This window comes from Halorhabdus salina, assembly GCF_013839425.1.
Taxonomy (GTDB): Archaea; Halobacteriota; Halobacteria; order Halobacteriales; family Haloarculaceae; genus Halorhabdus; species Halorhabdus salina.
Map to the genome: position 1 here is coordinate 19,625 of NZ_JACDNP010000001.1, position 25,487 is coordinate 45,111.

Sequence of the window (25,487 nt, forward strand, 5' to 3'; positions counted from 1 at the left end):
TAAAGACCCGAGTGACGAGGCGAGCGTCGGGACTGGTCGTTTCGCCGGGTCACGACTCGATCCTGGGCGGAAGTATCAGTAATACAATCGATAATCGGTATCACACCCCGCTTTCGAAATCCGGCGTGTTCACGCCCCTCCGGTCGAAGAATATGCACGTCAATCTGTACCAGACGGCGACGATACAGGTAAATATTTCCCCCGTGATACCCGACTTTCAAGGGATACGATGGGCCAGTTAGATACCTTATTCGCGCCCGAGCGAGTTGCAGTGGTCGGAGCCACCGAGAGCGACGGCTCCGTCGGGCGTGCTATCATGGAGAACCTTCTGGACGGCTACGGCGGAGACGTCGTGCCGATCAATCCCAGTTCCGAGGACGTATTCGGACTGGAGTGCTATGACAGCCTCACCGACGTCGAAGGCATCGATCTCGCCGTTGTGGTCGTCCCGCCACAGATCGTCAACGGCGTACTACAGGATGCTGGAGAAGCCGGCATCCGGGACGTCGCCGTCATTACAGCCGGGTTTGGCGAGTCCGGCAGTGAGGGCGTCAAGCGCGAACAGGAGATGCAAGAGATCGCCAACGAGTACGATATCAACCTCGTCGGGCCGAACTGCCTGGGCGTCATCTCGACATCAGTCGGCATGAACGCCACGTTCACCGAGAAGTCGGCCATGGAAGGCAACATCTCCTTTATGAGCCAGTCCGGGGCCTTCATCTCGGCCGTCCTCGACTGGGCCGGCGATCACAATGTCGGGTTCAACGACATCGTCTCGCTTGGCAACAAAGCCGTCCTCGACGAAGGGTCGTTCATCGACTACTGGGGCGACGATCCCGATACCGACGTCATCCTCGGGTATCTCGAAGATATTGAGAACGGTCGCGAGTTTGTCGACACCGCAAGGGAAGTCACGAAGGATACGCCGATCGTCGCAGTCAAATCCGGCCGCACGGAAGCCGGTGCCTCCGCTGCGGCCTCCCACACCGGGGCGATCGCCGGCAGCGAGCGCGCCTACGAGGCAGGCCTCGAACAGGCCGGCGTCATCCGGGCCACCAGCGTGCAAGAACTGTTCGACTTCGCGACGATTCTCGGCGATCAGCCACTGCCCGAGAACAACGACATCGCGATCGTCACCAACGCCGGTGGCCCCGGCGTGATGGCAACCGACGCGATCGGCGATTCGAGTCTCGAAATGGCGTCGTTCACCGACGAGACCCTGGAAAGTCTCGAGGAAGCGGTGCCCGGGGAGGCCAACATCTTCAACCCAGTCGACGTGCTCGGAGACGCCTCGGCAGAGACCTACGAAGCGGCACTCGATATCGTCCTCGACGATCCGAACGTGGGTTCGGTCATCGTCGTTTCCTCACCCCAGTCGATCGACTTCGAGGCGCTTGCGGACGTGATGATCGAGAAACACGAGGCCTACGGCATCCCAATGGCAGCCAGCCTGATGGGTGGCGAAACTGCCGAAGTTCCCGCCGAAATGCTCGGCGAGGCCGGAATCCCGTCGTACTTCGATCCCGCACGCGGTGTCAACAGCCTCGACGCTCTCTGGGAGTACGCCGAAATCCAGAGCCACGAGTACGCAGCCCCGACTGACTTCGACGTCGACCGAGAGCGCGCCCGTGAGATCCTCGAACGGACCAAAGAGCGAGATACCAACAAACTCGGCGTCGAGGCGATGGAACTACTTGACGCGTATGGCATCCCGATGCCGGACAGTGCCATTGCAACGAACAAGACCGAGGCTGTCCAAGCGGCCGGCGAGATCGACGGCGATGTCGTGATGAAAATCGTCAGTCCGGACATCCTCCACAAATCCGACATCGGCGGCGTCGAAGTCGGCGTTCCCGACGACGAGGTCGCCGACACCTACGACGATCTCATTGCCCGCGCACGAAACTACCAGCCCGACGCGACGATCCTGGGCGTCCAGCTCCAGGAGATGGCCGACCTCGACGAAGGCACCGAAACCATCGTTGGGATCAACCGCGATCCGCAGTTCGGGCCCCTGGTGATGTTCGGCCTGGGCGGCATCTTCGTTGAAGTGCTCGAAGACGCCACGTTCCGGGTCGCGCCCGTCAGTGAACCCGAGGCCGAAGAGATGATCGACGAAATCGACTCTGCGCCGCTGCTTCGTGGCGCGCGTGGCCGGGAACCGGTGGACGAAGGCGCTGTCATCGAGACGATCCAGCGCATCTCACAGCTCGTCACCGACTTCCCCGCGATCCTCGAACTGGATATCAACCCGCTAGTCGCGACACCCGATGGCGTCTCGGCGGTCGACATCCGCCTAACAGTCGACCAGGAAGAACTGTAATCATCCCCGGACCGGACGGCGATCGGGAGGACCTTTAAATCAGTCCGCGCCATAAGGGTTCACATGGACCCGATACTGGTTACCTCAACCGAAGAAGCGACCGGGAAAACCGCGGTTTCTCTGGCGATTGCAAAGCTCGCCGACGCAGCTGGCCATAGCGTCGGCTACATGAAGCCGAAAGGTACCCGACTCCAGAGTGCAACCGGCAAGACCAGAGACGAAGACCCAATGCTCGCACGACAGCTGCTGGGTCTTGACTCCGAGATGCACGAGCTCGAACCGATCGTCTACACGCCCACCTTCGTCCAGGAGGCCATCCAGGGCCGGGAAAAACCTGCGGAACTCCGCGAGCGCGTCTTAGAGAACTACGAGAAAATGGCAAGCGAGCAGGACATGATGGTTATCGAAGGAACCGACCGGCTCGTCACTGGCGGCATCGTCGATCTGACGGACAACGATATCGCCGAGATGCTCGATGCCAACGTTGTCCTGCTCTCACGGTACGACGAACCGGAGGACATCGACGACATTCTGGCCGCCGCCGAGACGCTCGGTGACTCCCTGGCTGGCGTCCTATTCAACGCCGTCCCCGACTCGGTGTTCGACCAGTTGACGACCGATGTCGTGCCGTTCCTCGAGAATCGGGATATCCCGGTGCTGGGCGTCGTCCCACGAGTACAGGAGCTGGCCGGTCTGACGGTCGACGACCTGGCTGAACGGCTCGGTGCAGAAGTACTGACTGAAAACGCTGGCACGGACCTGTTCGTCGAACGATTCACTGTGGGTGCGATGTCCGGTGAGTCCGCGCTGACGCAGTTCCGCCGAATGCAAAACGCGGTGATGATCACCAGCGGCGACCGGCCGGAAATCATCACGGCAGCCCTAGAAGCCTCCGGCATCAAGTGTATCGTCCTCGGTGGCGGGTTCCGACCGTCCAATGCCATCATCGGGCGGGCCGAAGAGGAGGGTGTCCCGATTCTCCTCTTGCAATCGGACACCCGGATGGTTATCGATCGCACCGAAGACTTCCTCAAGACCGGGCCGACGCGCAGTCCTGCAACTGTCGAGCGAATGCAGGAACTACTCGACGACCACGCCGACGTCAGCTCGCTCATCGAGGACCCGGGAGCCGAGGACTGACGACTACGGGTCGAGTTGTTCTTTCAGCGCCTGATAACGGTCTCAGGACTTATGCGGTTCTGGAACGTAGGATCGGTTGGAGCCAACCGGCTCCGTATTGTCACACGCAGGGGGCACTGCCCCCTTCGTACCCCTTTGATATCGGCCCGTTCCCCGCATCGACCGAGGCTTGAATAACACCCACGGCATAGCCCTCACTGAGTGACTGGGACAACCGAAGATGCCGACGCAGCGATCATCGTCAAGCGTGTCGAAGACGGGAGCGCCAATACCGACGAAATCAAACGGTTAACAGCTGCTGCTGGCTATCAAGTCGTCAGAGTCGTTACGCAGACCAGAACCGAGGATCCGGCCTACCACGTCGGCAAAGGCAAGGCCGTCGAGGTCGCCGAGCGCGTCCGAGAGACCGACGCGAACCTCGTGATTTTCGACAACCAACTCGGGCCGTATCAGACGTTCAATCTCGGGACCGAGCTCCCCGAGAGCGTCCGTCTGCTCGATCGGTTCCGACTCATTCTGGAAATCTTCGGCCAGCGTGCCCAGACACGCAAGGCCCAACTCCAGGTCGAACTCGCTGAGTTGCGCTACGAACTTCCGCGCGCGGAAGCCAAAGCCAGCCTGGCCAAACGCGACGAGCGGCCGGGGTTCATGGGCCTGGGCGAGTACGACGAGAGTCGCGAAGAGGACATCAAAGCCCAGATTTCCCGGATCCGGGACGAACTCGAACGGATCGAACAAACCGACCAGCATCGCCGGGAACAGCGTCGGGAATCCGGGTTCGATCTCGTCGCGCTGGCGGGCTACACCAACGCCGGGAAGTCGACGCTGTTGCGCCGGTTGGCCACAGACCTCGACATCGAGGAAAACGTCGATGTCCATCCAGACCTGGACGAGACCGCAGAATCCGAAGACCGGCTGTTTACGACGCTGGGAACGACGACGCGGCGAGCAGATATCGAACGACGCGACGTGCTCGTGACTGATACAGTGGGGTTCATCTCGGAATTGCCCCACTGGCTGGTCGAATCGTTCAAGTCGACGCTCGATTCGGTCTACCGGGCGGATCTCGTCTTGCTGGTCGTCGACGTCAGCGAACCGATCGAAGACATCCGCGAGAAACTCGTCACGTCACACGATACGCTGTATGAGCGCAACGAAGCGCCGATCCTCACGGTCCTCAACAAGATCGATACGGTGGAGGCGGACGAATTACAGCATAAACGCGAGCAACTCTCCGCACTGGCCCCGAACCCGGTCGCCGTCAGCGCCCAGACGGGCGAGCATATCGATCGGCTCCGGGACCGGATCGACGCAGAACTCCCGGCGCTCGAACGCGAGCGACTCGTCTTACCGATGTCAGACGACGCGATGAGCGTCGTCTCCTGGATCCACGATCACGCCCACGTCGAAAGCGTCGAGTACGGCGAGCAGATCGTCGTCGAGTTCGAGGGGCGACCGGCGATCATCGAGCGGTCACGGTCGAAGGCAGGTAATCTCGGCGAAGCCTCGCCCTGATCGGCTGCCGCACTATCGTCAGTCATCGGTTCGCTCACGCTCAAGCGCCCGCTCACGAAGCCGCTCACAGCGCTCGCTCTGGACTGTCAGGTCCGGAACACTGATCGGCGAGCCGTCTTCGTCGATTGCGACGAAGACGAACCGGGAGCCAGTCGTCGTCTCCCGGTCGCCGGTACGCGGGTTCTCGCGGGCGGCTTCCAGCGCGACCTTCACGCTCGTCCGGCCGGTCTCGTAGGCGTAGGATTCGATGACGACCGCGTCGCCGGTCGGCACGGGGCGATGGAAGTTCATCTGGTCGATCGAGGCGGTGACACAGGGCTCGCCCGATGCCCGCATCGCCGACATCGCGCCGAGTTCGTCCATCCACTTCATGACGTGGCCCCCGTGGACCGTGCCGTAGTTGTTGGCGTGATTGGGCTGGACCCGCCAGCGGTTTTCGAGGTAGGTCTCGCTGATCGTCGGCATGGGAGGTGTATCGGCGGGACATCAGGAGAGTCTACCGGTCACCAGAACGGAACCTGAATCGAAGTAGCGTCAGACCTACGCTATCGACACATACGGATATCCCGCATTTCTGGAGTGCCGTAACACTGGAAATATCGCTCTCACTCCTCGAGTTATGCACAAAGCAATCGCTGACCGGGGTCAACATACGAGATACAGAAGGTTCAACGAGATACCGCAACCAATGATCGAGCGACAAAATCACATGAGTCCTTATTGATCAGAGCAAGGGAGGTGGCCGGGGAGACTTTTGATGGTTTTCCCGCAGTAGGGACACTCCTTGCTCTCATAATTATGTGCACCGCCTCGGTCTGAGTGGTCAGGGGCGTCGAGTACCTCAAACTCTTTCTCTTCCCGTAGACGTTCCCACGCTTTCTTGAACGAATCTTTGGACAGGGCTCGAGTGATATTTTCGGTCGTTAGCTCCCGGCCTCCCAACGTCTCTCTATTCAGCTCTATCCACGCTTCTAAAACCTCTCGGGGCGTATGTTCGTGAGTGAGATAGTATATTGATTTAGTATTTCCAAAGGTACTTTTGGTTCCCTTTGGGTGTGCTAATAGTTCGAATTTTCCGATCCCATGTTTTTATTTTGACTCATAGCTCGTTCTCCCGAGGGTACTCCCATCCATGGGCCCGTCCCGACGTAGTTTCATCACGGATAACGGAGCTGTCTCATGCTGAGGATCGCGAGCGCACGACCCACGCGGATGTCCCCATTCCCCACATGTTTGGCAGAAAACCGTCCGATCATCATCGGGTGGATCGGATACCATCTGCTTTGTCTAACACACTCCACGTTTAACAGGGTAACCATTGGTCGATAAATCCGTCGAGGCGAGATAGGTACGCGTTGACGTTCGGCCAAACTTCTAAAAGCTCTGAACATGCGCCGTGCCTGTCGCAAACCAACGTCAGCTGAGGATGTATAGATTCCTCCCGTCGGATTCAGACCAACCGAGCGCCCAATCACTCTCAGCAGTAATCACCACCAAGCTATCAGTCATAAGCAGCCTAATGGGATGTCGTCCGCTTACTCGCCCCAGATCGCCATCGGCACTGCTTCGAGGACATCCGTCGCGACGAGGCCGTAGCCGCGCTCCTCGGCGGCCTGGTCACCGGCCCGACCCGTGACGTACGCGCCGAGCGACGCCGCCGGATGCGGATCGAGCGTGGCGGCGAGCGCCCCGGTAACGCCCGCAAGCACGTCACCCGTGCCGCCGACGGTCATGCCCGGGTTCCCGGTCCGGCTGATCCGCGTCCGTTTGCCGTCCGAGATCACGTCCTCGGGCCCCTTCACGAGCAGCGTCACGTCGAGTTCGGTGGCCAGTTCGTCGACGGCTGTCGCGCGTGCGTCCAGGCCGTCGGTCGATCGCCCGCCCATGCGTTCGAACTCCCCACGATGGGGCGTACAAATCAGGGTCGCCGCCGTCTCGACATCGGGCACGACTGCAAGGGGGTCAGCGTCGACGACCACCGTCCCCTCGACGTCGGCCAGGAGAGTGCGGGCGGCCGCAAGCGTCTCTTCGGCACGGCCCAGGCCCGGGCCGAAAACGACACTGTCGTGTTCGGCCGCCAGGTCGAGCACGGTCTCGACGTTCTCGGGCGTGAACCGCTCGCCGTCGAACGATCGGACGATCAGGTTCTCGCTGTACCCCTGGATCTGGGGCGCGATCGCGTTTGGACAGGCCACTCGGACGAGGTCGGCACCCGCTCGCAGGGCGGACTGGGCAGCCAGCGCCGGCGCGCCAGTGAAGGGGCCGCCACCGACGATCAACACCTCACCGAACTCGCCTTTGTGGCTGTCTTTGGGCCGGGACAGTCGCTGCAAATCGCCGCGTTCGACGAATCGCTCTGCCCCATCGGGGATGCCGATGTCCGCGACCTCGACGGGCGCATCGAGGTCTGCCAGACCGGGTTTGGGCTTGTGGAACGTGACCACGCGGTCCGCGTCGACAGCCTTGTCGGCGAACGTCCCCGAGGCAGCGTCCAGCCCGGAGGGAACGTCGACGCTGAGGACCGTCGCGTCCGCCTCGTTGATGGCCGTGGCTGCGGTCGCGACAGGTTCGCGCAAGGCCCCGGAGATCCCGGTGCCAAGCATTGCATCGACAATCACGTCCGGATCGTCGAGATCGAACGTCATCGAGTCGGTCACGGTACGCGTTTCGATCTCTGCTCTTTGGAGAGCGTTCCAGTTCTCCCGAGAGATGTCGGTCGTGATCGAGTCCGGCTGTCCGAGGAGTGTGACCCGTGGGCTGAACTGCTTGAGAAACCTGGCAGCGACGAACACGTCCCCGCCATTGTTTCCCCGTCCGGCGACGATCTCGACGTGATCGCCCGGTTCGGCGACGTCCGTCACGGCCGCCGCGACGGCGTTACCGCTCGACTCCATCAGTTGCTTTCGCGACACCCCCAGGGCTGTGGCATTTGCGTCGATAACGCCCATTTCCGCGCCCGTGATGACGGTCCCGAAACTCATGGCCAGTCGTTGATTCGCGGCGGGGTTAACTGTTCAGCTTTCACATATTGAAACCAGGACCGTCCGTTTTTCAGCGTCGATTCCCAATGTCCACCCCCATGCCGCTGATGGCAAACGACGACTTCTCTATCCACGATGACGACTGCGAGAAACAGGATAACGGGTGGATGCCCCTATCTGATCTTCCGGACGAAGTGACGTCGATGGACGATCTGGAGTGTGATTGCTGGGCAGAGTACGATTCGATTTCCGAGATCTGACTGGCGGGTCTCAGCGTCTGATCTCGAAGCTGTCCAGTCCCGACGGCGATTCGTATTCGACATCGACGTTCTCGACTCGTGCCTGTGGACTCCCCTCGTGACAGAACTCGATCATCGCGTCGACGGCCGCCTCGGGCCCCTCGAAGACTGCCTCGACCCGACCGTCAGTGAGGTTTTTTACCCACCCGTCGACGCCCTGTTCCCGGGCGGTCTGTTCGGTCGTCGCCCGGAAGAACACGCCCTGAACGCGTCCAGAGACGAAGACGTGCGCCCGTCTGCGTTCGCTCATAGGCGAGTGTTGAACTGTCGACCGGAAAAGCGCTCCCGTCCAGAAGCTACTATCGGTGGCGCTATGTGCCGCCGTTCCGGAGATGATGAAACAGGTACGTCTGGGCGTACCCAGCGTACTCGTCCCCGAGGCGCTGCCGGATCGCCCGGGATGTCTCGGCATAGGATCCCCGGTCACAGTCCGGGAAATACTCCTCGATGGTCGACTGAATCCAGGTGTCCAGTGGCACCGCTTCGAGGAAACCCAGAGAGAACAACGCCACACAGTCCGCGACTTTCTCCCCGACACCGACGAACTGTGTGAGTGAGTCGCGAGCGTCTTCGTAGGCGAGGTCGGTCGCCTCAGCCGGATGGGCCTCGCCGCCGGCGACCATCTCCGCGCTTCGCTTGACGTACGGGGCGCGATAGCCGAGGCCGAGATCACGCAGTTGTGCCTCGGTCGCGTCTGCCAGGGCGTCCGGTCCCGGATAAGCGTAATACCTGTCGCCGTCGAACGTGACTGACTCGCCGAAAGCGTCGGCAAGAGCACGCTGCATTTCGAAGATCCGGCCCACGCGCATCTGGGCCGAACAGATGAACGAGATCAGCGTCTCGAAGGGGGGATCGCGGACCAGGCGCATCCCCCAGTAGCGATCGAAGGCAGCCCCAAGGAGCGGTTCGTCCGCCGTCGCCGCCCGGATCGCCGGGAGATCGTCGGCTAGTCGTAAGCGGTGTCGAAGCGTCCTGTCTGCGTCGAACGTCGCTTCCCACTGGAGCGAATCCGAAGTCTGGCGGACGCGAACGACTTCGGGACCGGAGTGGGTGTCCTCAAGTGCCCATTCTGTTTCAGGCCGGACGACGGTGACGTACCAGGCCTCGCCGGCGGACGTGCCCTCGCCCTCGTACATCCGGCCGTCATCCCGATCCCAGAGATACGACTGACCGCTCTCGACGGTCGCTTGCAGGTCGAACGGGCCGATATCACCCAGTGCCAGCGTTCCCTCGTGCATTCGGTCACTCTCGGAAGCGGGCCCCTTTGTCGGTTTCGTGTCTCGCGAGGGGCTAACCTTCTTATCGGAGGCGATAGAACAAATTCGTATGAACTGTCGAGTTGTCGTCGAAGCGGCTGTGCCCGTCTACGACGTCGAAACACCGGACGAGGCGGTCCGCATCGCGATCTCGAAGACGGGTGAGATGCTGAATCCCGACCTCAATTACGTCGAGATCAGCATGGGCAAACGCCAGTGCCCGCATTGTGGCGACGACCTCGATCCGGCGTTTCTGGCTGCCGACGAGAGTCTGGTCGCCCTTGAACTTGAGATGACGGTCTTCAGCGTCGAACGCGACGAACACGCCGCCCGCATCGCCCGCAAAGAGATCGGTCAGCGCTTAGAGAACATCCCACTGGATGTCCTCGAGATCGAGGAAATAGAGGACGAGGATGAAGACGAAGCAGAAAGTGATGCCGAAGACGACGCTACCGACGATATCGATGCGGAGACACCCGCGGAGACGACGACCGACGACGAAGCCGACACCTCACATGAGGACGACGTGCTCCCGGAATTCGAGGAACTCATCGACGAATAGCCCCCAACGCTATTGACCCGGTGAGGCGGGCACCGAGTCGAGGGTCGGGTGTGGTGGCTGACCTCAATACGTTTTCTTCGAGCGATAATGTGGGCTGATTGGTACGTATACGTCACCGGTCACGGGTCTGCTACCGTTGCTGTGAAGCTGCAGACTGCGACGACCAGTGGCCAGCGACGGCGAAATGCGGATCCGACCAGGCCACAGCCTCACCACCGAGTGGCTGGTCTACCGCAGCCGAAAAGTCGGGTTCAGTCCGCAGCAGCGGAGACGCGTTCGGCGTCTTCGGACTCGAGTTCGTCAGTGATGCCGTCAGCAAGCGCAAACACAGCCGCCTTGTGGTCTGTTTTGGACTTGTGAATCGATGTCGGCTTGACGCCGAGGTCAGTATATCGTTCGTGTGTGACCGTCTCGCCTTTGTTCTCTTCGTAGTGGTCACGCACCTGGGCGAGCAGCCCATGGAGATGAATGAGCTCCTGCTTTTTCATGGTCACTTGCCTGTAATGATTCGAGGGTTATAGTACTACTCTGAGTACTGTTACCAAACGTCTCCGGAAAGCACGGCGTCCCTAACGGTTGATTTCCCATATTTATCTCTGAGTATCGGCACAATCCATTCAGTTAACTGAAACGATTGGACACCCGGTACAGCCACGCCCGACGTGGGTTGAAAAGTTTTTACTCGCCGGTTAATAACCAGGGAGTATGGACTACGACGACATGCTCAATCGGGCCATCGAAGAGACGCCCGAGATCGACGCCAGTTCCGAGCGGTTCGATGTCCCCGATCCAGACGTGCGCCAAGAGGGCAACGTCACAGTCTACGAGAACTTCCAGGCGACGACGCGGCGGCTCTCCCGGGACGACGATCACGTGCTGAAATTCTTGCAAAACGAGCTGGGGACCAGTGGTCACATCGACGAGAGCGGGCGAGTACGCCTCACGGGCGAGTTTCGCGAGCGGCGGATTTCAACCGCCATCGACGACTACACCGATGAATTCGTCTTTTGCTCTGAGTGTGGCCTCCCGGACACACGATTGGTCAACGAGCAGGGGGCCATATTGCTCCGCTGTGAAGCCTGCGGCGCGCGATCGGCGACCAGCGGGTGACCCTCTACTGTAACTCGCGTACCGTTTCGAGATCGTGCTCGGTGCGCATGAACTCAGAGAGCCGTCGCTGTTCGTCACACGACGGACAGTTGAATGTTTCGTCAGGCGCGGGAAGGTCACGGGGCGTCGACTCCCAGTCTTTGCGACAGTCGGGACATAACAGACGGACGTACGCTTCCTCCATCTATGCGCTATCATGACAGGCGAGCCATGATAAGCCTTGTCACCATTCCGATGCCGTTCGGTAGCCTGCCTCCCTGTATCGCGACCTGCAGGACATGCCGTGACCGGATCCTGGCCGGAGAGAGTGACTTGTTCCGCCCAAGACAGCTGCGATATCCAGCAAAGCGTCGGGAATGATTTCAACAGTGACCAGCGGCGACAATCAAGTCCCGTGGCGCTCGATCAACGAGGCGTAGTGACTCTTGTCACGAACACCGACGACCTGCTCGGCAACCTCGCCGCCCGCAAAGAGGGCGACTGTCGGAACGCCACGCACCTGGTGCTGGCTCGCGAGCTCTTGGTGGGCGTCGACATCGACTTTCAGGACCGCCGCGTCGGTATTCGCAGCCAGTTCCTCGATAACGGGTTCGATCATCTTGCACGGACCACACCAGTCCGCATAAAAGTCGACGAGGACAGTATCGTACGCCTCGACTGAGGACTCGAACTCCCCGACACTCCCAACGTGAATCGGTTCATCGGGTACTGCGGGTTCTTTTTCGGTTGATTCGTCCGTTTTCAGCTCTTCTGTTTTCTGCGCTTTGATCTGTTCGATGTCTTCTGCGTCGCTCATTCGGCTACCGATACAACCCGTATGAAGTTAAGTATTTTGAACGTACGAAACAATACTGCTTCAAGGGGTGTCGTCAGGTCTGTCGTCAAAACCGGCAGAATTCGCGCGTCGATGACAGCCACGTCAGCAACTGCAGAGTGTCGCTCACGCCGAAAGAGCCAACCACGAGGAGAGTGATGCACAACTCTCACAACACTTTTGAACGGAACTGCCTAATGATGAGACAGTTATGTCAGCGTCGATGGTCGAATATCTCAATCAGGACATGCAGTGTGAAGGACTGCTGGAGTGTGTACACGGACTCAAGGACCTCGACAGGGAGGTGTTCGTCACCTTGACCGAGGCCCAAGAGCCAAAGACGATCGACGAGATCGCAGCTGCGGTCGATCGCGAGCGCTCGACGGCCTACCGGGCAGTCCAACGGCTATTGCAATCCGGGTTCATCCAGAAAGAGCAAGTCAACTACGAACAGGGGGGGTACTATCACGTCTATCATCCGACCGATCCAGACGAGATTGCCGACGAGATGCAACGCACGCTCAACGATTGGTACGCTAAAATGGGCCAATTGATCGGCGAGTTCCGCGACAAGTACGACTGACGCTGGGGCGGTTCTGCCCAGTTCGGGGCTGGATGCCAGAGACAGACCGGTATATGTTTGGTCAGTGACTGTCTGGGTCCACCAAGGTCCCCCCGCACATGGTTCGTACGTTTTACGATGTGTTAGGCATCCCCGAATCTGCAACCGTCGAAGAAATTGAATCAGCGTATCGAGAACGCGTCAAGGAGACCCATCCGGACGTCACTGACGACGAAGACGCCCACGAAACCGTCCAGCGCGTTATCGAAGCAAGAGACGTCCTCACGGACGAAGCCGAACGGTCCAAATACGATCGGCTAGGTCACGAAACCTACGTCGGTCAGACAGTGCACGAGCCCATAGACGCCGACAGTACCGCTGCTGAACCGTCCGACAGCCCCGAAGAAACCGTTTCGACAGCCAGTGATAACAGCGAGTGGACGAACGACACGCAGACGGCTGCCGACGACTGGTGGCAAAAGCATGCCGACCAAGCGGCAGGTGGCCGGACAACACCGAGGGGCCGGACTGTCGGAGAACACGTCGCCGAGACAAACACGGAACGTTCCAGCTGGACGAACGGGTCCGGATACGCCGTCCGCCAGCCGACCGCATCGAACGAACTCAACTGGAGTCGGCTCTTCCCGGGCAGCCAGTCGGCCGTGCTCCTGCTAGCAGCGTTCATCTGCTATCCAATGCTCGTCGTTTCGAGTGTCTTTCCGTCGTTCCCGCTGGTCGTCAATCTCGTCGTCAGTGCCTGTACGCTCCTCATCACAATCTATCTCGTCTCGATCCCTGAGGTAGGGACGCTCGCGTTCGGGTTCTGGAGTCTAGTGACAGTCGGGGCACTCGCCCTCGGGCATCTCGATCCGTTCTCCATCGCTGGCGTCCTCGCGATGACGGTGACGTGGGTACCGCTCGTCCTCTCACTGGCCGTCTTCGCCCTCGTGAGACCCTGATTCGAGTACTGACGCCACGTCCTCTGCCAGTGTCTCCCGCGTCCGGTGGCTCTCCGTCGCGTCCGTCTGTACCTCGATAATCTGGGTGCCCGCCGAGGCCAGTGATTCCCGATAGAGTTCGCCAAAGGCGCTCGGGGTCTCCGCACGGACGAACGTCGCGCCAAAGAGGTCGGCGACTGGCGAGAAATCTAAGCCGTGGGGCGTCTCGAAGAACTCGGTGAACGGCGGGTCGAACGATTCGATCGGGAGCATGTGGAAAATGCCGCCGCCGTCGTTGTTTACCAGGACGATCGTCGCCTCGACGTCGCCGCGGTCCAGCGCCAGCAGGCCGGTGAGGTCGTGATAGAACGCCAGATCGCCGATCGCCAGAACCAGCGGGCCCTCGGTGACGCTCCCGGCCCCCAATGCCGTGCTCGTCACGCCGTCGATGCCACTGGCCCCACGATTGCCAATGACCCGAATCGGCGCGTCCCGAGGCTCACCGAAGCGATCGAGATCGCGGACCGGCATACTATTCGAGACGACCAGCGTTGCCTCGGCCGGGGCATCGGCCGCGATCTGGGAGAGGATGCCGCCTTCGAACGCAGGCTCCGCACGTCGCTGCTCGATTACTGACCAGTAGGCGCGCTCGGTGTCGGCGAACCGTGATCGCCACGCTTCGCTCCCGGGTGTCGAGAGTTGCTCGGCCAGTGTTCGGGCGAGTGCCGTCGGCTCAGCGACAAGCAGATCGGTGGCCATGAATTCGGCTTCGGGCCACCGGCCGGCCGGGTCGACGACGAACTGGCGGGCGTTGGCGTCTCGCAGGTAGTGCCGGCATACCTTCGAGGTTGGCGAGCGACCGAACCGGACGACCACCTCCGGGTCGGGCCAGCCCCAGGAATCGACGGCGTCGAGATACGAATCGTACCCGCCACAGACGACCGGCCCGTCCGGGTCGTGGCCGAACCGATGCCCCGAGAGGGGATCTGCCAGGACCGGAAAGCCCGTGGCGTCAGCCAGGGCAGCCAATGCCGCTCTCGTCGGCGCGGGACGATTTGTGGGGCCAGCGACGAGCAAGCCGCGGTCGGCCGCTTCAATGGCGTCAACGACGCCAGAAAGGTCCTGGTCAGGAAGTCCCGGCCGGCCATTGCTGACGTCCACGAACGGACCGTCGCGACCCTCGACAGCCAACGGTGCGCGATCAGCCAGATCCGCCGGCACGTCACCCTCGACCGGGGTCGGTTCCAGGGGTTTGCGAAACGGGACGTTCAGGTGAACTGGGCCGGGTGGCGTCCCCGTCGCAGTGGCGACCGCCCGGGCCGCCGTCACGCGAAGCGATCGGAGTTTGCGCGGGCGAGGGGCCGGTTCGGGCAATGTCCGATACTGCCGCACGGCCGAGCCGTACAACTGTTTCTGGTCGATCGTCTGATTTGCGCCACTGTCGTGCAGTTCCGGCGGTCGATCCGCCGTGAGAACTACGAGTGGGACGCGGGCAGCATCAGCCTCGATGACGGCCGGGTGGAGGTTCGCCGTGGCCGTCCCGGAGGTAGTGACGATCGCGGTCGGCTCGCCCGTCAGCGCCGCCTGGCCCAGCGCATAGAAGCCGGCCGATCGTTCATCGAGCAACGATATCGCCTCGATGTCGTCGTGAGCGGCAAATGCGACGGTCAGCGGCGTCGATCGGCTCCCAGGGGCCAGGACGGCCCGCGTTACGCCGGCGGCTGCCAGTTCCCCGACGAGCGTCTCCGCCCAGAGCACAGTTCGATTGGGCGCAGTCATCGTAAGGCGTCGATGATCGGCTGGTACTTCAGTTGAATCTCGTCCCACTCCTCGTCAGGATCGCTGTCGGCGACGATCCCCGCGCCCGCAAACAGCGTCGCCTGCCGGTCCCGCGCCAGAGCAGATCGAATGCCCACTGCGAAGGTCCCGTCGCCCTCGGCGTCAAACCACCCGATTGGAGCCGCATACCAGCCACGGTCGAAGGCCTCGGTGTCCCGGATCGCCGAGAGCGCCGCGTTCGGAGGCAAGCCCCCGACGGCCGGCGTCGGGTGGAGTTCGGCGACCAGCGAGAGGACGTGAACGTCCTCGGCGAGCGTGGCCTGAATCGGCGTCCGGAGATGTTGGACGGTTGCAAGCTGGCGGATCGACCGCTCGCCCGTTTGTACAGTCTTGGCAACGCCGTCGAGTTGGTCGCGGATCGCTTCGACGACCAGTGCGTGCTCGTGGCCGTCTTTCTCACTGTCGATGAGTTGCTCGGCCAGCCACTCGTCTTCAGCCTGGGTCTCGCCGCGGCCGGTCGATCCCGCCAATGCCGCCGTCTCGACAGTCCGTCCACGACGAGCGACCAGCCGTTCCGGTGTCGCACCGAAGAACGTGCCGCCATCGGGATCGTCGGGGCGAAGGGCAAAGCGATAACAGTCCGGATACGTCGATCCGAGCCGATCGATCGCAGCCGGCACGGAGAGGGTGTCGGTCAGTTGGACCGACTGTGCGCCAGCGAGAACGACCTTCCTGAGATCGCCACGCTCGACGCGCTTGACCGCCGATTGGACCTGTTGTGTCCAGGCGGCCCGATCTGGGAGTTGTGTTCGGTTCAAGATACCCGGTGGCCCGGTCGCTGTCGGCGGTTCGGCGGTCTCAAGTGTCGCCATCCAACGGTCGATCGTCCGCTCAACCTCGGCGTCCGCCTCAGGACCGACGGCGGCGGCGGTGAGCCACTGCTCGTCGTCGCGTTCGATCACCGCGACCGTTGGGAGAACGAATCTGGCGTCGGAATGGCCGTCCCAGTCTGGCTCGCCGTGGGTGGATTCCCCGCCCTCGTGGAACGCGAAGCCACCGAACAACCGGGGTGTGGCGAACGCCGGAAGTGTATCCGAGACAGTTCGATTGGCGAACAACTCGCGTGCTCGGCGCCGAACCGTCTCGAAACGGTCCGGCCCGGTTGCCGTGATCGTCGTCGCACTGCCAAGACCAACGACTCGCTCGCCCGGGCCGTGCCAGACGACCCACGGCCGATCGCCGTCACGCCCGTCGGCCAGCAGCGACAGCGACGACGCCTCGACCGGCCGACCGGCGACGACCAGCGAGCCGTCTCCACCAGGGTATTCGATCGCGTTGGCACGCGCTGACTCCATTCAGCACGCCTTGGGGCACAATCCATTAAGGGCTGACGGTAGCCTCTCTCGAAGGCGGGTTCGAAATCACCGCACACAGTGGATCAGAAGGGACAAAATCGACAATCGCAAGACGAAAAGCGAACATCGCAAAATCTGCCGTGAGATGGGCGAACGTGAACGATCCCAACTAGTTTCCGGAAAGAAATTTCTCCGTCGGCGAACGAATCGTATCACGATTGGTATCCTGCCCGTCAGGCTTAAATGCCCCTCCGTGCAACCCCCAACGACTCGATGGCGAAAGTAGAGATCACAGTACCGGAACATCTCGAGATGCAGATCGCTCAGATGGTCGAAGAAGGAGAGTTTCTCAACCGCGAAGACGCGATCGAGGACCTCCTTTCGACCGGCCTGAAGGCCTACAAGACAAGTGGGCCGATCGACGACGAGGAGGAGCCAGGCTTGGAGGACGACGGCATGATGGGTCACGAAGACGAGTACGTCTTCTGATCGATCGCCTGGTAGGCCTTCTCGGGCAATCCTTAAGCCGGTTTCTCCGTAATCCCACACAAGGATGCACAAAGACGAATTGCTCGAATTACACGAGCAGATGCTGACGATCAAGGATTACTTCCGCGACCAAGAGTCGGTCGACGACAGCCTCTTTGAGCCCTACGAACAACTCGACGTGACGCCAGCGGACGTCCACATGTCCAAAAGCGAGCACAAACACGCGGTGTTCGTTCTGGGTAACGCACTGGCAAACGCCATGAGTGAAGACGAGTTCTCCGACGCCGGTCGCGTGAGCAAGCGCATGAAGGAACTCGCCGAAGACGCCGAATCGAAACTATAGCGGTCACTCACTGGTGTGGCGTTGCTCGCCTGCGATGAATGCCTGAACGCACTCATGGTGGGCTCTCGTCCCAAGGAGGCGTCGTTGAGCCGCTCGTTCGTCGACCATTGCTGCTGTCAAGCGTTCGAAATCGGTATCGATCAGGCGCTTTGTCTCGGCCTGGATCGCTGCCGGCCCGTCGACGACCCGACTCACGAACTGGCCGAGTCCACGCTGGAATTCATCGCCGGCGAACACGCGGTCGAACAGACCGTACCGGTCGGCTTCCTCGGCATCGAGTAACGCTCCGGTGAACAACAGTTCCTTCGCCGTTGACTCACCGACCACCTCGGGGAGGAAATATGTCGCACCGCCCGCCGGAGCGAGCCCGAGTCGCCGGAACCCGAAGCCGATCTGGCCGGCCGTGCTGGCGACGACCAGATCACAGGCCAGCGCGAGCGATCCGCCCGTTCCGAACGCTGGGCCGTCGACCGCTGCGATCGTCGGCGCGGGGAATGCAGCCAGTCGCTGGATCAGCTCGTCGATCGCCGCCAACCGGTCGAGAAGTGCATCCGCCGAGAGGTTGCCCGTCGCTTCCCTGACAACGCCATCGACGTCACCGCCGGCACAGAACGTTTCACCGGTACCCTGGACGACGAGACAGCGCGCCCCGGAGACGGTATCTAAGACGTCTTCGAGTCCGGCGACAACCGCGGGCCCTAGGCTATTTCGGGTCTCCGGGGCGTCGATCGTCACCGTCGCAATCGCGTCCTCGACCTCGTAACGTACCGGTGTAGCCATTGTAATCACATGTGTGCGTCGAGCCCAAAAGGATTGAGACGGGCTGTAGTGACACCATTGTGCCGTCACCGCGACGCGGCCCGTGCATTGACGTAGCTCCCACGCCAGAGTGGCCCTATGCGCATCCACTGGCATCGACGCGACCTCCGGATCGAGGACAACCCCGCCCTGGCTTCGAACGGAGCCGATGCAACTGGGCCAGTGCTACCGGTGTTCGTGCTCGATCCGGCCGTCCTCGATCACGCCGGACCACCCCGCGTGGCGTTCATGCTCGACGCGCTCGATTCGCTCCGGTCGGCCTACCGCTCGCTTGACAGCGACCTGCTCGTGGTCCAAGGGAACCCCGTCGAGAAACTCCCCGAAATCGCCGCAAATCGAGACGCTTCGATGGTTTCCTGGAATCGAGATTACTCCGGACTGGCTCGTGAGCGCGACACTGCCGTCAGGCAAGCACTGGAAGAGAGCGGGATCAAACGACGCGCCCACCACGGGGCCGTCCTCCACGAACCGGGGTCGATCCGCACCAACGACGGCGACCCCTACTCGGTGTTTACGTACTTCGGGCGCAAGTGGCACGACCGCCCGAAAGACGATCCGGTCGACCCGCCCACAGGTGAGGATCTCGTCACCGTCGAGACCGACACGTCGATCCCGACACTGGCCGATCTCGACGTCGAGGAGCCGACAGCGACGATCCCGCCGGCGAGCACCGCGGCCGCGCATGACCGACTCCGAAACTTCTGTGAGGCGGACATCTACCGGTACGAGGAGCGTCGGGACTACCCTGCCGACCGATGTACGTCACGGCTCTCCCCACAGCTGAAGTGGGGCACGATCGGCATCCGGACGGTCTACGAAGCGACCGAACAGGCACGCAAAGCGGCCTCGACGGATGCCGAGCGCGAATCCGTCGACGAATACCAGTCCCAGCTCGCTTGGCGGGAGTTCTACGCGCAGGTACTGTGGTTCAACCCCCACGTCGTCGAAGGGAACTACAAATCCTACGAGAACGAGATCGAGTGGCGCAAGGACGCCGAGGCACTGGCTGCCTGGAAAGCGGGCGAGACGGGGTACCCAATCGTCGACGCAGGGATGCGACAGCTGCAAGCGGAGGCGTACATGCACAATCGCGTGCGGATGATCGTCGCCGCGTTCCTGACGAAAGACCTCCTGATCGACTGGCGTGCGGGGTACGACTGGTTCCGTGAGAAGCTGGTCGATCACGACACGGCCAACGACACCGGGGGCTGGCAATGGGCGGCCTCGACGGGGACCGACGCCCAGCCGTACTTCCGGATCTTCAACCCGATGACCCAGGGCGAGCGCTACGACCCTGACGGCGAGTACATCCGGGAGTTTGTCCCCGAGCTAGCGGGCGTCCCAGCCGACGTGATCCACTCCTGGCACGAACTCGATCAAGGGGCCCGGGAGATGCACGCGCCCGAGTACCCGGCTCCAATCGTCGATCACAGCGAGCGCCGCGAACAGGCACTCGCGATGTTCGAGCGAGCCCGGGGCGACGAATAAACCCATCGCGGCGTGGCGGAACCAATAGTCTCATGAACTGTCAGTTTCGTCTCACTCGGTCGACGACATGCCACATCGGCCACTGAATCTCTCGGTCTCGGTCGTGCCGCCTATGTGAAATAATACCATCCACGTTCTAAACATTTAACACGTATGCGATCGTCTATCGTAGTGGAGGAATTTCACATGTCCGAACGTTCAAACCCCGAATTGCCGGCCCTGCCGTACGACTATGATGCCCTCGAACCGCACATCTCCGAGCAGGTCCTAGAGTGGCACCACGACACTCACCATCAGGGCTACGTCAACGGCCTCGACAGTGCCGAGGCGACACTCGAAGAGAACCGCGCCGCGGGCGATCACAGCTCGACCGGTGGAGCCTTGAGCAACGTCACCCACAACGGCTCGGGCCACTACCTGCACACGCTGTTCTGGGAGAACATGTCCCCGAACGGCGGCGGCGAGCCAGATGGCGACCTCCGGGCGCGTATCGAAGAAGACTTTGGCTCATATGACGCCTGGAGGGCCGAATTCGAGGCTGCTGCAGGCGCTGCCGGTGGCTGGGCGCTGCTGGTATACGACCCCGTTGCGAAGCAACTGCGCAACGTTGCGGTCGACAAGCACGACAACGGTGCGCTGTGGGGCTCACACCCGATCATGGCCCTCGACGTCTGGGAGCACTCCTACTACTACGACTACGGGCCGGATCGCGGGAGCTTTATCGATGCCTTCTTCGAGGTCGTCAACTGGGAGAAAGTCGACGAAGAGTACCAGAAGTCCCTCGAGCACTTCGAGTAGAAGCGCGCTGAGCTTTTGCCTGACGCCCGATCGTGACGGTCACAAGTCGGTGCGGATCTCGATCCGTGCACCCCCATCCGGGGCGTTCGTTGCCGTGATCGACCACCCATGTTGCTCGACGATGTGCGACACTATCGAGAGTCCGTAGCCGATGCCGGAACTCTCAGTCGAGTACCCCATCTCGAAGATATCTTCGACGGCGTCCGGATCGAATCCCGGTCCGTCGTCTGTCACGGCGAATCCACTTGGATCCGACAGTGCTTCGACGCGAACCTGCAAGGACGAGTTGCCAGGTGACTCGCCACTCGAACCGTGTTCCACCGCGTTCCGAAACAGATTCTCGAACAATTGCTGGAGACGATCGGGGTCTGCCTGGATCGTCAGCGAGCAGTCAGTCGCAAGGGTTGCCTCGGCAGTTTCGACGAACGACCAGGCCGTCTCGGCGGTTGAAGTCACGTCGACCGGATCTCGCTGGATCGCGTCGTTCCCGCGGGCCAGTGTTAGCAGGTTTTCGACGAGTGTCTCCATGCGTTCGTGGGCCCGCTCGGCTCGATCCAAGTGGTCGCCACCGTCTGTCTCGCGGGCAAGTTCGACGCTCGCTGAGGCGACTTGCAGCGGACTGCGCAGATCGTGACTGACGACGCTGGCAAACCGATCGAGCTGTTCGTTGCGGCGTTGTAACTCTTGTTCCCGCTCGCGTTGTTCGGTCAGATCCACGACCAGAAAGACGTGGCCCACGAGGTCGTCGTTGCGTTCGATCAACGGCGACGACTGCAGTCGGAGGTACCGATCGGCCGCCTCGAATTCGCGCTGGGCTGGCGATCGGTGCCCCACCATCTCGTCGTACGTGTCCAGAATCGCCGGATCGTCGATGACTGACCGAACATCCGTCCCGACACGGTCCTCGCCGGCGAAACCGAGCAACTCGCTGGCCCGGGCGTTGTACTCGACGAGTCGATCTGTCGTGTCGACGACGAACACCGCCGTCTCGATCGTATCGAGTACGATCTGCGTCGTTACCGGAGTCACGCTGAGAAAGTCCTCGCGGACAACGGCCCACGTGAACGCGATCGCCGTCACGGTGAACGCGATGGCGGTCGGATCAGCGGGAAGATCGACGACGTGATACGCGGCGTTGGCCATCCACGGCACCAGCGCCGCGACGACGACCGCCGCCACCTGGCGTCGATACCGGTAGCGCGAACGCACGGCAAAAACGACCAACAGGGCAATTGCTATCACCAACAGTACGTACGAGTACAGCGTGTGGATCGGAAAGACAGGTCCCATCGTGCGCGAGATCCCATCGAGTGCTTCGCCATCAGTACCAACGGCCGTCCAGATCAGCCGATGGGCATCGTTCGTCCAGATCAGTGCCGTGAGTGCAATCGGCTCGACAGCCAGGGCGGCGATCGTCCGGCGAGTGGGATATTTGGTTCGACCCGTGTAGGCAAGCACGAACGCGAACAGTGACGGCACGACCAACGTCACGCTGATGTACCCGACGTTGCCGACGAGGATAGCGAGGTGTGCACCCGGCCAGAGACTGCTCACGAAAACAGAGGCCGACCAGGTGGCCGCCGAGCCGAGCAAGACCACCAGCGCAAGCCCGCCTCGGTTGTCCCGGTGTTGCCAGGCGATCCGAAGGGCCACGAGCGTGATCGCGACAGAGGCGAGCAAGCCAAGCTGATAGAGCAGTACCGTGGCCGCCATTGTCCAATACTTCCGACCAACCGTGTTCAATCTTGGCTTCGGCAGGGCTACAGTCGCCCGACTCGACCAGTTTCGAGGGACTTACCCGGAGAGAGCGGGTACTGACGGCCATGCCACGACCGAAAGCGGACTTCGACGATCTGCGGCCGCTGGCGTTTCGCGAACCGGACGAGGTACTGGATGCAGACCGAATGTACACCATCTACGAGGTGGCTCGACTCCTCCAGGGCGTCGAGACGGACGCCGAACTCGACGTCGAGACCGAAAACGTCCTGCTCGACTGGGCGATCCCCTGGATGCTGAAATACGCTGACGAGTTCGTCTTCGCAGAACCGGAAAACGATGCTGAACCGGGTCACTACGGGCTGGCCACCGAGGAATGAAGCTCCTGGTGGCTGGTGGCGACCGCGTCGACGCCGGCAAGACGACGTTCTCGGTTGGCCTGCTCGAACGAACGGGTGCGACCGGCTTCAAGCCGCGGGCCGGCAACGATTACTGGTTCGATCAGGACGACTATCGGCGGGCGATCGAAGCGAGCCGTCTCTATGGAAAAGACGCCAAACGGCTTGCCGCAGCGAGTCCTGATGATCGTCGTCCCGAATCGATCAACCCGATTCACCGGCTGTGGCGACCCTCCCCGGGCGGCGGATCCGGGTTGCTCGGACGGCCGGATCGTGAATTCTTGCTCGATCGAGTCGGCGGGCAGTTCCTCCGCAACGGAACCGTCGACGTACCTGTATCCGCCCGCGAACACCTCCCGATCGAAGATGCCACCGTCGTCGAATCAGTGGCCGAACTCGACGCGTCGACCGAGCGGCTACACCGAAAAGCGCTGGCCAACATAACCGAAACGATCGCGGCTTCCGACCGCGCAGTCGTCGAATCCTACGGGGACATCGCGCGGCCACTCACGGAGTTCGAGCCCGACGCCGTCGCCGTCGTCGAACCACGGCGAGCACGAATCTACCCGGGCCGGCGATACGCAAAGGCCTGTACAGTCGCCTCGGGATCAGCCGAGCACGGTCGTCTCGAAGAACGCGTCCCGTCGGTCGTCGATCTGGTCGACCCGATTGAGAGGGTGACGCTGCCGGCGCTGACCGGCGACCAGCGCGCTGATCCAGTCGCCGTCGCAGACGCCTACGAGCCGGCCTACGACGCGTTGGTGGCCGCGGCGCTGGAGTGAGAGGACGACCCGATCACATCCGGGCGGCCCGGTAGGCGAGTGTAATAGTCTCGTAGGGATCGGTCGTTACGCTCGGGCCATGCCCGACGTGGAGCTGTCCGAGATCCTCGGAGACGGCATCCAGCACCCGGTTGATACTCTCGATCAGCAGGTTCCTGTCACCCTCTTCGAGGTCCGTCCGGCCGAAGCCACCGTTCTCGAAGACGAGGTCGCCAGCGAACAGAATGCCGGGGTCGGCCCCGTACAAGCAGACGTGATCGTCCTTGTGGCCCGGTGTGTGGAGCACGGTATACTCGTGATCGCCGATTGTGATCGTCGCTTCGTCGGCCAGTTCCCGATCGACGCCCGACACAGATGAATCGAATCCCCAGACGTCGACGTCGAAGGCGTCGGTGATCGACGCGAGATTCCCGATGTGATCGGGATGGGTGTGGGTCAACACGACAGTGTCCAGTTCGTCGGTATGTGAGCTGACAGCGTCGACGAGGTCGAACCCGTTGCCGGTGTCGATGAGTACCGTGCGGTCGCCCTGGACCAGGAACGTGTTACTCGTGAATCCCCCGACGCCAGTTGCGAGATTGTCGATCATATCTGTGACGTACGCGTCAGCCTATTTGTAGTGTCGGGTCTTTTCGCCGTTTTGGGTGCCGGCCTGAACGACGACGTGGCCCCTGCCTGGGGACGTCTCCCCGAGGGCGTCTGCGTCGGCCAGACCCACAGTGATATGTAGCAGGAGGTAATTATCTCACGGTAGATGGCCGATGTCTGATTCCGAACCGCCAGTCGTCCTCATCGTCGAAGATGAACCGGACGTGGCCGAAACGTACAATCTCTGGTTACAGGACCAATACGAGGTTCGCATGGCCGGCGACGGGACCGAGGCGCTGGAACTCTTAGACGACGATGTCGACGTCGTCTTGCTCGACCGGATGATGCCCGGTCTCTCCGGTGACGAGGTCTTAAAGCGCATCAGAGACAGCAACAGTGACTGTCGGGTTGCGATGGTCACGGCGGTCGAACCCGACTTCGATATTCTGGAGATGGGGTTCGACTCGTACCTGACGAAGCCGATCCGGAGCGACGAACTCCACGAGACAGTCTCGAACCTCCTCGAACGCTCCGAATACGACGATCTCCTCCAAGAATACTACTCTCTCGTCGAGAAACAGGCGACGCTGGAGGCCACGAAAAGCAGCGCCGAACTCGCCGAGAGCGAGCAATATGCGTCGCTCACCGAACGCGTCGAAGACCTGCAAAGCGACCTCTCACAGACGCTTGGCGGCGTCGAGAACGACGAAGACTTCATCGCAACATTGCGGGAGTTGAGCAATGGCGACGAACACTGACAGCACAGAGACCATGTACGACCTCTCATCAGTACTCGACGTGGACGCCCTCGAAGCCGTCCGTCCAGGGACCAGCATCCTCGTGTCGGGGCCGGCAATGACCGGCAAAGAGGCGTTCGCCTACGAGATTCTCGCGGACGGCGTCGCTGCCGGGCAGGGCGCAGTGATTGTCTCGACGGGAGACCGGGCCGAGACTGTTATCGAAACCTTCGACGAGCGTGTCAGCGTCGAGGAGTACAGCCTGGGGATCGTCGACTGTGCTGGCGATCAAAGCACCGCCGAGTCGCGTCCCCAGGACGGCATCTTCGTCCACCACGTCGCCTCACCGGGCGACCTGACCGGGATCGGTATCGGCTTCACCGAGGCCTTAGAGGCACTCCACGACCAGGGGATCGACAGTGGACGGCTCGCCCTGTCCTCGCTGTCGACGATGCTTACCTACACGGACCGGAAGACAGTCTTCAAGTTCTGTCACGTCCTCTCTTCGCGTCTGGACGCTGCCGAGTACCTCGGTCTGTTCACAATCGATGCCAGCGCCCACGACGAGCAGACTCTCCAAGTCATCAAACAGGCCTTCGATGGCATGATCGAGATCCGTGAGCGCGACGGCACCCGTGAGGCACAGGTTCGGGGACTGACAGCCGAGCCCAGCGACTGGACCGCCCTGTAACGGC

Annotated in this window: 28 protein-coding genes; 16 read left to right on the forward strand and 12 right to left on the reverse strand. The window is 61.6% G+C overall.

Features of this window, described 5'->3' with window-relative positions; translation table 11 throughout:
- Nucleotides 1-229 precede the first annotated feature (229 nt).
- From HZR20_RS00105 to hflX, 3 genes are all read left to right on the forward strand, one after another.
- Nucleotides 230-2,323, forward strand: coding sequence for an acetate--CoA ligase family protein (locus HZR20_RS00105; RefSeq protein WP_181684565.1), 2,094 nt, complete (start codon nt 230-232; stop codon nt 2,321-2,323).
- Between the two features lie 63 nt (nt 2,324-2,386).
- Nucleotides 2,387-3,463, forward strand: a complete 1,077-nt coding sequence (locus HZR20_RS00110; RefSeq protein ID WP_181684566.1) for a phosphotransacetylase family protein — start codon at nt 2,387-2,389, stop codon at nt 3,461-3,463.
- 201 nt (nt 3,464-3,664) lie between these two features.
- Nucleotides 3,665-4,978 (forward strand): GTPase HflX, encoded by a 1,314-nt coding sequence (gene hflX, locus HZR20_RS00115; protein ID WP_181684567.1) that lies wholly within the window; start codon nt 3,665-3,667, stop codon nt 4,976-4,978.
- 18 nt (nt 4,979-4,996) lie between these two features.
- Here the strand turns inward: hflX and HZR20_RS00120 are convergent, their stop codons facing one another.
- Both HZR20_RS00120 and HZR20_RS00125 read right to left on the reverse strand, forming a co-directional pair.
- The gene (locus HZR20_RS00120; RefSeq protein WP_181684568.1) at nt 4,997-5,443 is read right to left on the reverse strand and encodes an acyl-CoA thioesterase; all 447 of its coding nucleotides are present in this window, start codon (nt 5,441-5,443) and stop codon (nt 4,997-4,999) included.
- 1,070 nt (nt 5,444-6,513) lie between these two features.
- Nucleotides 6,514-7,959, reverse strand: coding sequence for an NAD(P)H-hydrate dehydratase (locus HZR20_RS00125; RefSeq protein WP_181684569.1), 1,446 nt, complete (start codon nt 7,957-7,959; stop codon nt 6,514-6,516).
- 107 nt (nt 7,960-8,066) lie between these two features.
- Here HZR20_RS00125 and HZR20_RS00130 point away from each other — a divergent pair, with 107 nt between their 5' ends.
- Entirely contained in the window at nt 8,067-8,219 is a 153-nt protein-coding gene (locus HZR20_RS00130; RefSeq protein ID WP_181685069.1) for a hypothetical protein, read from the forward strand.
- Nucleotides 8,220-8,229: 10 nt separating this feature from the next.
- Here HZR20_RS00130 and HZR20_RS00135 read toward each other — a convergent pair whose 3' ends face one another.
- Entirely contained in the window at nt 8,230-8,508 is a 279-nt protein-coding gene (locus tag HZR20_RS00135; RefSeq protein WP_181684570.1) for an acylphosphatase, read from the reverse strand.
- A gap of 61 nt (nt 8,509-8,569) precedes the next feature.
- The gene (locus HZR20_RS00140) at nt 8,570-9,496 is read right to left on the reverse strand and encodes a DNA-3-methyladenine glycosylase family protein (protein ID WP_181684571.1); all 927 of its coding nucleotides are present in this window, start codon (nt 9,494-9,496) and stop codon (nt 8,570-8,572) included.
- An 88-nt stretch (nt 9,497-9,584) separates the two neighbouring features.
- Here HZR20_RS00140 and HZR20_RS00145 point away from each other — a divergent pair, with 88 nt between their 5' ends.
- A complete protein-coding gene (locus HZR20_RS00145; RefSeq protein WP_181684572.1) occupies nt 9,585-10,076 on the forward strand; it encodes a DUF555 domain-containing protein in 492 nt (163 codons plus the stop codon).
- A gap of 251 nt (nt 10,077-10,327) precedes the next feature.
- Here the strand turns inward: HZR20_RS00145 and HZR20_RS00150 are convergent, their stop codons facing one another.
- A complete protein-coding gene (locus HZR20_RS00150) occupies nt 10,328-10,564 on the reverse strand; it encodes a UPF0058 family protein (protein WP_181684573.1) in 237 nt (78 codons plus the stop codon).
- 217 nt (nt 10,565-10,781) lie between these two features.
- Here HZR20_RS00150 and HZR20_RS00155 point away from each other — a divergent pair, with 217 nt between their 5' ends.
- Nucleotides 10,782-11,186 carry a translation initiation factor IF-2 subunit beta gene (locus HZR20_RS00155; protein WP_181684574.1) on the forward strand — a complete coding sequence of 135 codons (405 nt, stop codon included), beginning with the start codon at nt 10,782-10,784 and terminating at the stop codon, nt 11,184-11,186.
- Between the two features lie 4 nt (nt 11,187-11,190).
- Here the strand turns inward: HZR20_RS00155 and HZR20_RS00160 are convergent, their stop codons facing one another.
- Nucleotides 11,191-11,370, reverse strand: a complete 180-nt coding sequence (locus tag HZR20_RS00160) for a DUF7836 family putative zinc-binding protein (RefSeq protein WP_181684575.1) — start codon at nt 11,368-11,370, stop codon at nt 11,191-11,193.
- Nucleotides 11,371-11,571: 201 nt separating this feature from the next.
- Complete coding sequence (gene trxA / locus HZR20_RS00165; protein ID WP_181684576.1) at nt 11,572-11,982, reverse strand: thioredoxin; 411 nt, start codon at nt 11,980-11,982, stop codon at nt 11,572-11,574.
- Between the two features lie 229 nt (nt 11,983-12,211).
- Here trxA and HZR20_RS00170 point away from each other — a divergent pair, with 229 nt between their 5' ends.
- Both HZR20_RS00170 and HZR20_RS00175 read left to right on the forward strand, forming a co-directional pair.
- A complete protein-coding gene (locus HZR20_RS00170; RefSeq protein WP_181684577.1) occupies nt 12,212-12,583 on the forward strand; it encodes a helix-turn-helix domain-containing protein in 372 nt (123 codons plus the stop codon).
- A 98-nt stretch (nt 12,584-12,681) separates the two neighbouring features.
- Nucleotides 12,682-13,521 carry a DnaJ domain-containing protein gene (locus tag HZR20_RS00175; protein ID WP_181684578.1) on the forward strand — a complete coding sequence of 280 codons (840 nt, stop codon included), beginning with the start codon at nt 12,682-12,684 and terminating at the stop codon, nt 13,519-13,521.
- On the opposite strand, the gene menD is transcribed toward HZR20_RS00175, so the two are convergent.
- Entirely contained in the window at nt 13,489-15,279 is a 1,791-nt protein-coding gene (menD, locus tag HZR20_RS00180; RefSeq protein WP_181684579.1) for a 2-succinyl-5-enolpyruvyl-6-hydroxy-3-cyclohexene-1-carboxylic-acid synthase, read from the reverse strand. The genes HZR20_RS00175 and menD overlap by 33 nt on opposite strands.
- Entirely contained in the window at nt 15,276-16,634 is a 1,359-nt protein-coding gene (locus tag HZR20_RS00185) for an isochorismate synthase (RefSeq protein ID WP_181684580.1), read from the reverse strand. The genes menD and HZR20_RS00185 overlap by 4 nt, the downstream gene beginning before the upstream one ends.
- A 273-nt stretch (nt 16,635-16,907) precedes the next feature.
- Between HZR20_RS00185 and HZR20_RS00190 the strand changes: the two genes are divergently transcribed.
- Nucleotides 16,908-17,123, forward strand: a complete 216-nt coding sequence (locus HZR20_RS00190; protein WP_181684581.1) for a DUF7120 family protein — start codon at nt 16,908-16,910, stop codon at nt 17,121-17,123.
- 64 nt (nt 17,124-17,187) lie between these two features.
- Nucleotides 17,188-17,466, forward strand: coding sequence for a UPF0058 family protein (locus HZR20_RS00195; protein ID WP_181684582.1), 279 nt, complete (start codon nt 17,188-17,190; stop codon nt 17,464-17,466).
- A 3-nt stretch (nt 17,467-17,469) separates the two neighbouring features.
- Here HZR20_RS00195 and HZR20_RS00200 read toward each other — a convergent pair whose 3' ends face one another.
- Nucleotides 17,470-18,246, reverse strand: coding sequence for an enoyl-CoA hydratase/isomerase family protein (locus HZR20_RS00200; RefSeq protein ID WP_181684583.1), 777 nt, complete (start codon nt 18,244-18,246; stop codon nt 17,470-17,472).
- A gap of 117 nt (nt 18,247-18,363) precedes the next feature.
- Between HZR20_RS00200 and HZR20_RS00205 the strand changes: the two genes are divergently transcribed.
- Together HZR20_RS00205 and sod are read left to right on the forward strand one after the other, a co-directional pair.
- Nucleotides 18,364-19,773, forward strand: coding sequence for a cryptochrome/photolyase family protein (locus HZR20_RS00205; protein WP_181684584.1), 1,410 nt, complete (start codon nt 18,364-18,366; stop codon nt 19,771-19,773).
- 186 nt (nt 19,774-19,959) lie between these two features.
- Nucleotides 19,960-20,571, forward strand: a complete 612-nt coding sequence (gene sod, locus HZR20_RS00210) for a superoxide dismutase (RefSeq protein WP_181684585.1) — start codon at nt 19,960-19,962, stop codon at nt 20,569-20,571.
- Nucleotides 20,572-20,610: 39 nt separating this feature from the next.
- On the opposite strand, the gene HZR20_RS00215 is transcribed toward sod, so the two are convergent.
- Entirely contained in the window at nt 20,611-22,284 is a 1,674-nt protein-coding gene (locus HZR20_RS00215; RefSeq protein ID WP_181684586.1) for a sensor histidine kinase, read from the reverse strand.
- A 110-nt stretch (nt 22,285-22,394) separates the two neighbouring features.
- On the opposite strand from HZR20_RS00215, the gene HZR20_RS00220 reads away from it, so the two are divergent.
- Nucleotides 22,395-22,667 (forward strand): DUF5827 family protein, encoded by a 273-nt coding sequence (locus tag HZR20_RS00220; protein WP_181684587.1) that lies wholly within the window; start codon nt 22,395-22,397, stop codon nt 22,665-22,667.
- Nucleotides 22,664-23,467: an ATPase gene (locus HZR20_RS00225; protein WP_181684588.1), complete on the forward strand. Its 804-nt coding sequence runs from the start codon at nt 22,664-22,666 to the stop codon at nt 23,465-23,467. The genes HZR20_RS00220 and HZR20_RS00225 overlap by 4 nt, the downstream gene beginning before the upstream one ends.
- 13 nt (nt 23,468-23,480) lie before the next feature.
- On the opposite strand, the gene HZR20_RS00230 is transcribed toward HZR20_RS00225, so the two are convergent.
- The gene (locus tag HZR20_RS00230) at nt 23,481-24,056 is read right to left on the reverse strand and encodes an MBL fold metallo-hydrolase (RefSeq protein ID WP_181684589.1); all 576 of its coding nucleotides are present in this window, start codon (nt 24,054-24,056) and stop codon (nt 23,481-23,483) included.
- A 172-nt stretch (nt 24,057-24,228) separates the two neighbouring features.
- On the opposite strand from HZR20_RS00230, the gene HZR20_RS00235 reads away from it, so the two are divergent.
- Complete coding sequence (locus HZR20_RS00235; RefSeq protein WP_181684590.1) at nt 24,229-24,813, forward strand: response regulator; 585 nt, start codon at nt 24,229-24,231, stop codon at nt 24,811-24,813.
- Nucleotides 24,797-25,483, forward strand: a complete 687-nt coding sequence (locus HZR20_RS00240; protein WP_449272324.1) for an RAD55 family ATPase — start codon at nt 24,797-24,799, stop codon at nt 25,481-25,483. Before HZR20_RS00235 ends, HZR20_RS00240 begins: the two co-directional genes overlap by 17 nt.
- Nucleotides 25,484-25,487: the final 4 nt, after the last annotated feature.

Coding starts and splice junctions, on each gene's coding strand:
- HZR20_RS00105 (WP_181684565.1), top strand. CDS start 230: ATGGGCCAGTTAGATACCTTATTCGCGCCCGAGCGAGTTGCAGTGGTC.
- HZR20_RS00110 (WP_181684566.1), top strand. CDS start 2,387: ATGGACCCGATACTGGTTACCTCAACCGAAGAAGCGACCGGGAAAACC.
- HZR20_RS00120 (WP_181684568.1), bottom strand. CDS start 5,443: ATGCCGACGATCAGCGAGACCTACCTCGAAAACCGCTGGCGGGTCCAG.
- HZR20_RS00125 (WP_181684569.1), bottom strand. CDS start 7,959: ATGAGTTTCGGGACCGTCATCACGGGCGCGGAAATGGGCGTTATCGAC.
- HZR20_RS00130 (WP_181685069.1), top strand. CDS start 8,067: ATGGCAAACGACGACTTCTCTATCCACGATGACGACTGCGAGAAACAG.
- HZR20_RS00135 (WP_181684570.1), bottom strand. CDS start 8,508: ATGAGCGAACGCAGACGGGCGCACGTCTTCGTCTCTGGACGCGTTCAG.
- HZR20_RS00140 (WP_181684571.1), bottom strand. CDS start 9,496: ATGCACGAGGGAACGCTGGCACTGGGTGATATCGGCCCGTTCGACCTG.
- HZR20_RS00145 (WP_181684572.1), top strand. CDS start 9,585: ATGAACTGTCGAGTTGTCGTCGAAGCGGCTGTGCCCGTCTACGACGTC.
- HZR20_RS00150 (WP_181684573.1), bottom strand. CDS start 10,564: ATGAAAAAGCAGGAGCTCATTCATCTCCATGGGCTGCTCGCCCAGGTG.
- HZR20_RS00155 (WP_181684574.1), top strand. CDS start 10,782: ATGGACTACGACGACATGCTCAATCGGGCCATCGAAGAGACGCCCGAG.
- HZR20_RS00160 (WP_181684575.1), bottom strand. CDS start 11,370: ATGGAGGAAGCGTACGTCCGTCTGTTATGTCCCGACTGTCGCAAAGAC.
- trxA (WP_181684576.1), bottom strand. CDS start 11,982: ATGAGCGACGCAGAAGACATCGAACAGATCAAAGCGCAGAAAACAGAA.
- HZR20_RS00170 (WP_181684577.1), top strand. CDS start 12,212: ATGTCAGCGTCGATGGTCGAATATCTCAATCAGGACATGCAGTGTGAA.
- HZR20_RS00175 (WP_181684578.1), top strand. CDS start 12,682: ATGGTTCGTACGTTTTACGATGTGTTAGGCATCCCCGAATCTGCAACC.
- menD (WP_181684579.1), bottom strand. CDS start 15,279: ATGACTGCGCCCAATCGAACTGTGCTCTGGGCGGAGACGCTCGTCGGG.
- HZR20_RS00185 (WP_181684580.1), bottom strand. CDS start 16,634: ATGGAGTCAGCGCGTGCCAACGCGATCGAATACCCTGGTGGAGACGGC.
- HZR20_RS00190 (WP_181684581.1), top strand. CDS start 16,908: ATGGCGAAAGTAGAGATCACAGTACCGGAACATCTCGAGATGCAGATC.
- HZR20_RS00195 (WP_181684582.1), top strand. CDS start 17,188: ATGCACAAAGACGAATTGCTCGAATTACACGAGCAGATGCTGACGATC.
- HZR20_RS00200 (WP_181684583.1), bottom strand. CDS start 18,246: ATGGCTACACCGGTACGTTACGAGGTCGAGGACGCGATTGCGACGGTG.
- HZR20_RS00205 (WP_181684584.1), top strand. CDS start 18,364: ATGCGCATCCACTGGCATCGACGCGACCTCCGGATCGAGGACAACCCC.
- sod (WP_181684585.1), top strand. CDS start 19,960: ATGTCCGAACGTTCAAACCCCGAATTGCCGGCCCTGCCGTACGACTAT.
- HZR20_RS00215 (WP_181684586.1), bottom strand. CDS start 22,284: ATGGCGGCCACGGTACTGCTCTATCAGCTTGGCTTGCTCGCCTCTGTC.
- HZR20_RS00220 (WP_181684587.1), top strand. CDS start 22,395: ATGCCACGACCGAAAGCGGACTTCGACGATCTGCGGCCGCTGGCGTTT.
- HZR20_RS00225 (WP_181684588.1), top strand. CDS start 22,664: ATGAAGCTCCTGGTGGCTGGTGGCGACCGCGTCGACGCCGGCAAGACG.
- HZR20_RS00230 (WP_181684589.1), bottom strand. CDS start 24,056: ATGATCGACAATCTCGCAACTGGCGTCGGGGGATTCACGAGTAACACG.
- HZR20_RS00235 (WP_181684590.1), top strand. CDS start 24,229: ATGTCTGATTCCGAACCGCCAGTCGTCCTCATCGTCGAAGATGAACCG.
- HZR20_RS00240 (WP_449272324.1), top strand. CDS start 24,797: ATGGCGACGAACACTGACAGCACAGAGACCATGTACGACCTCTCATCA.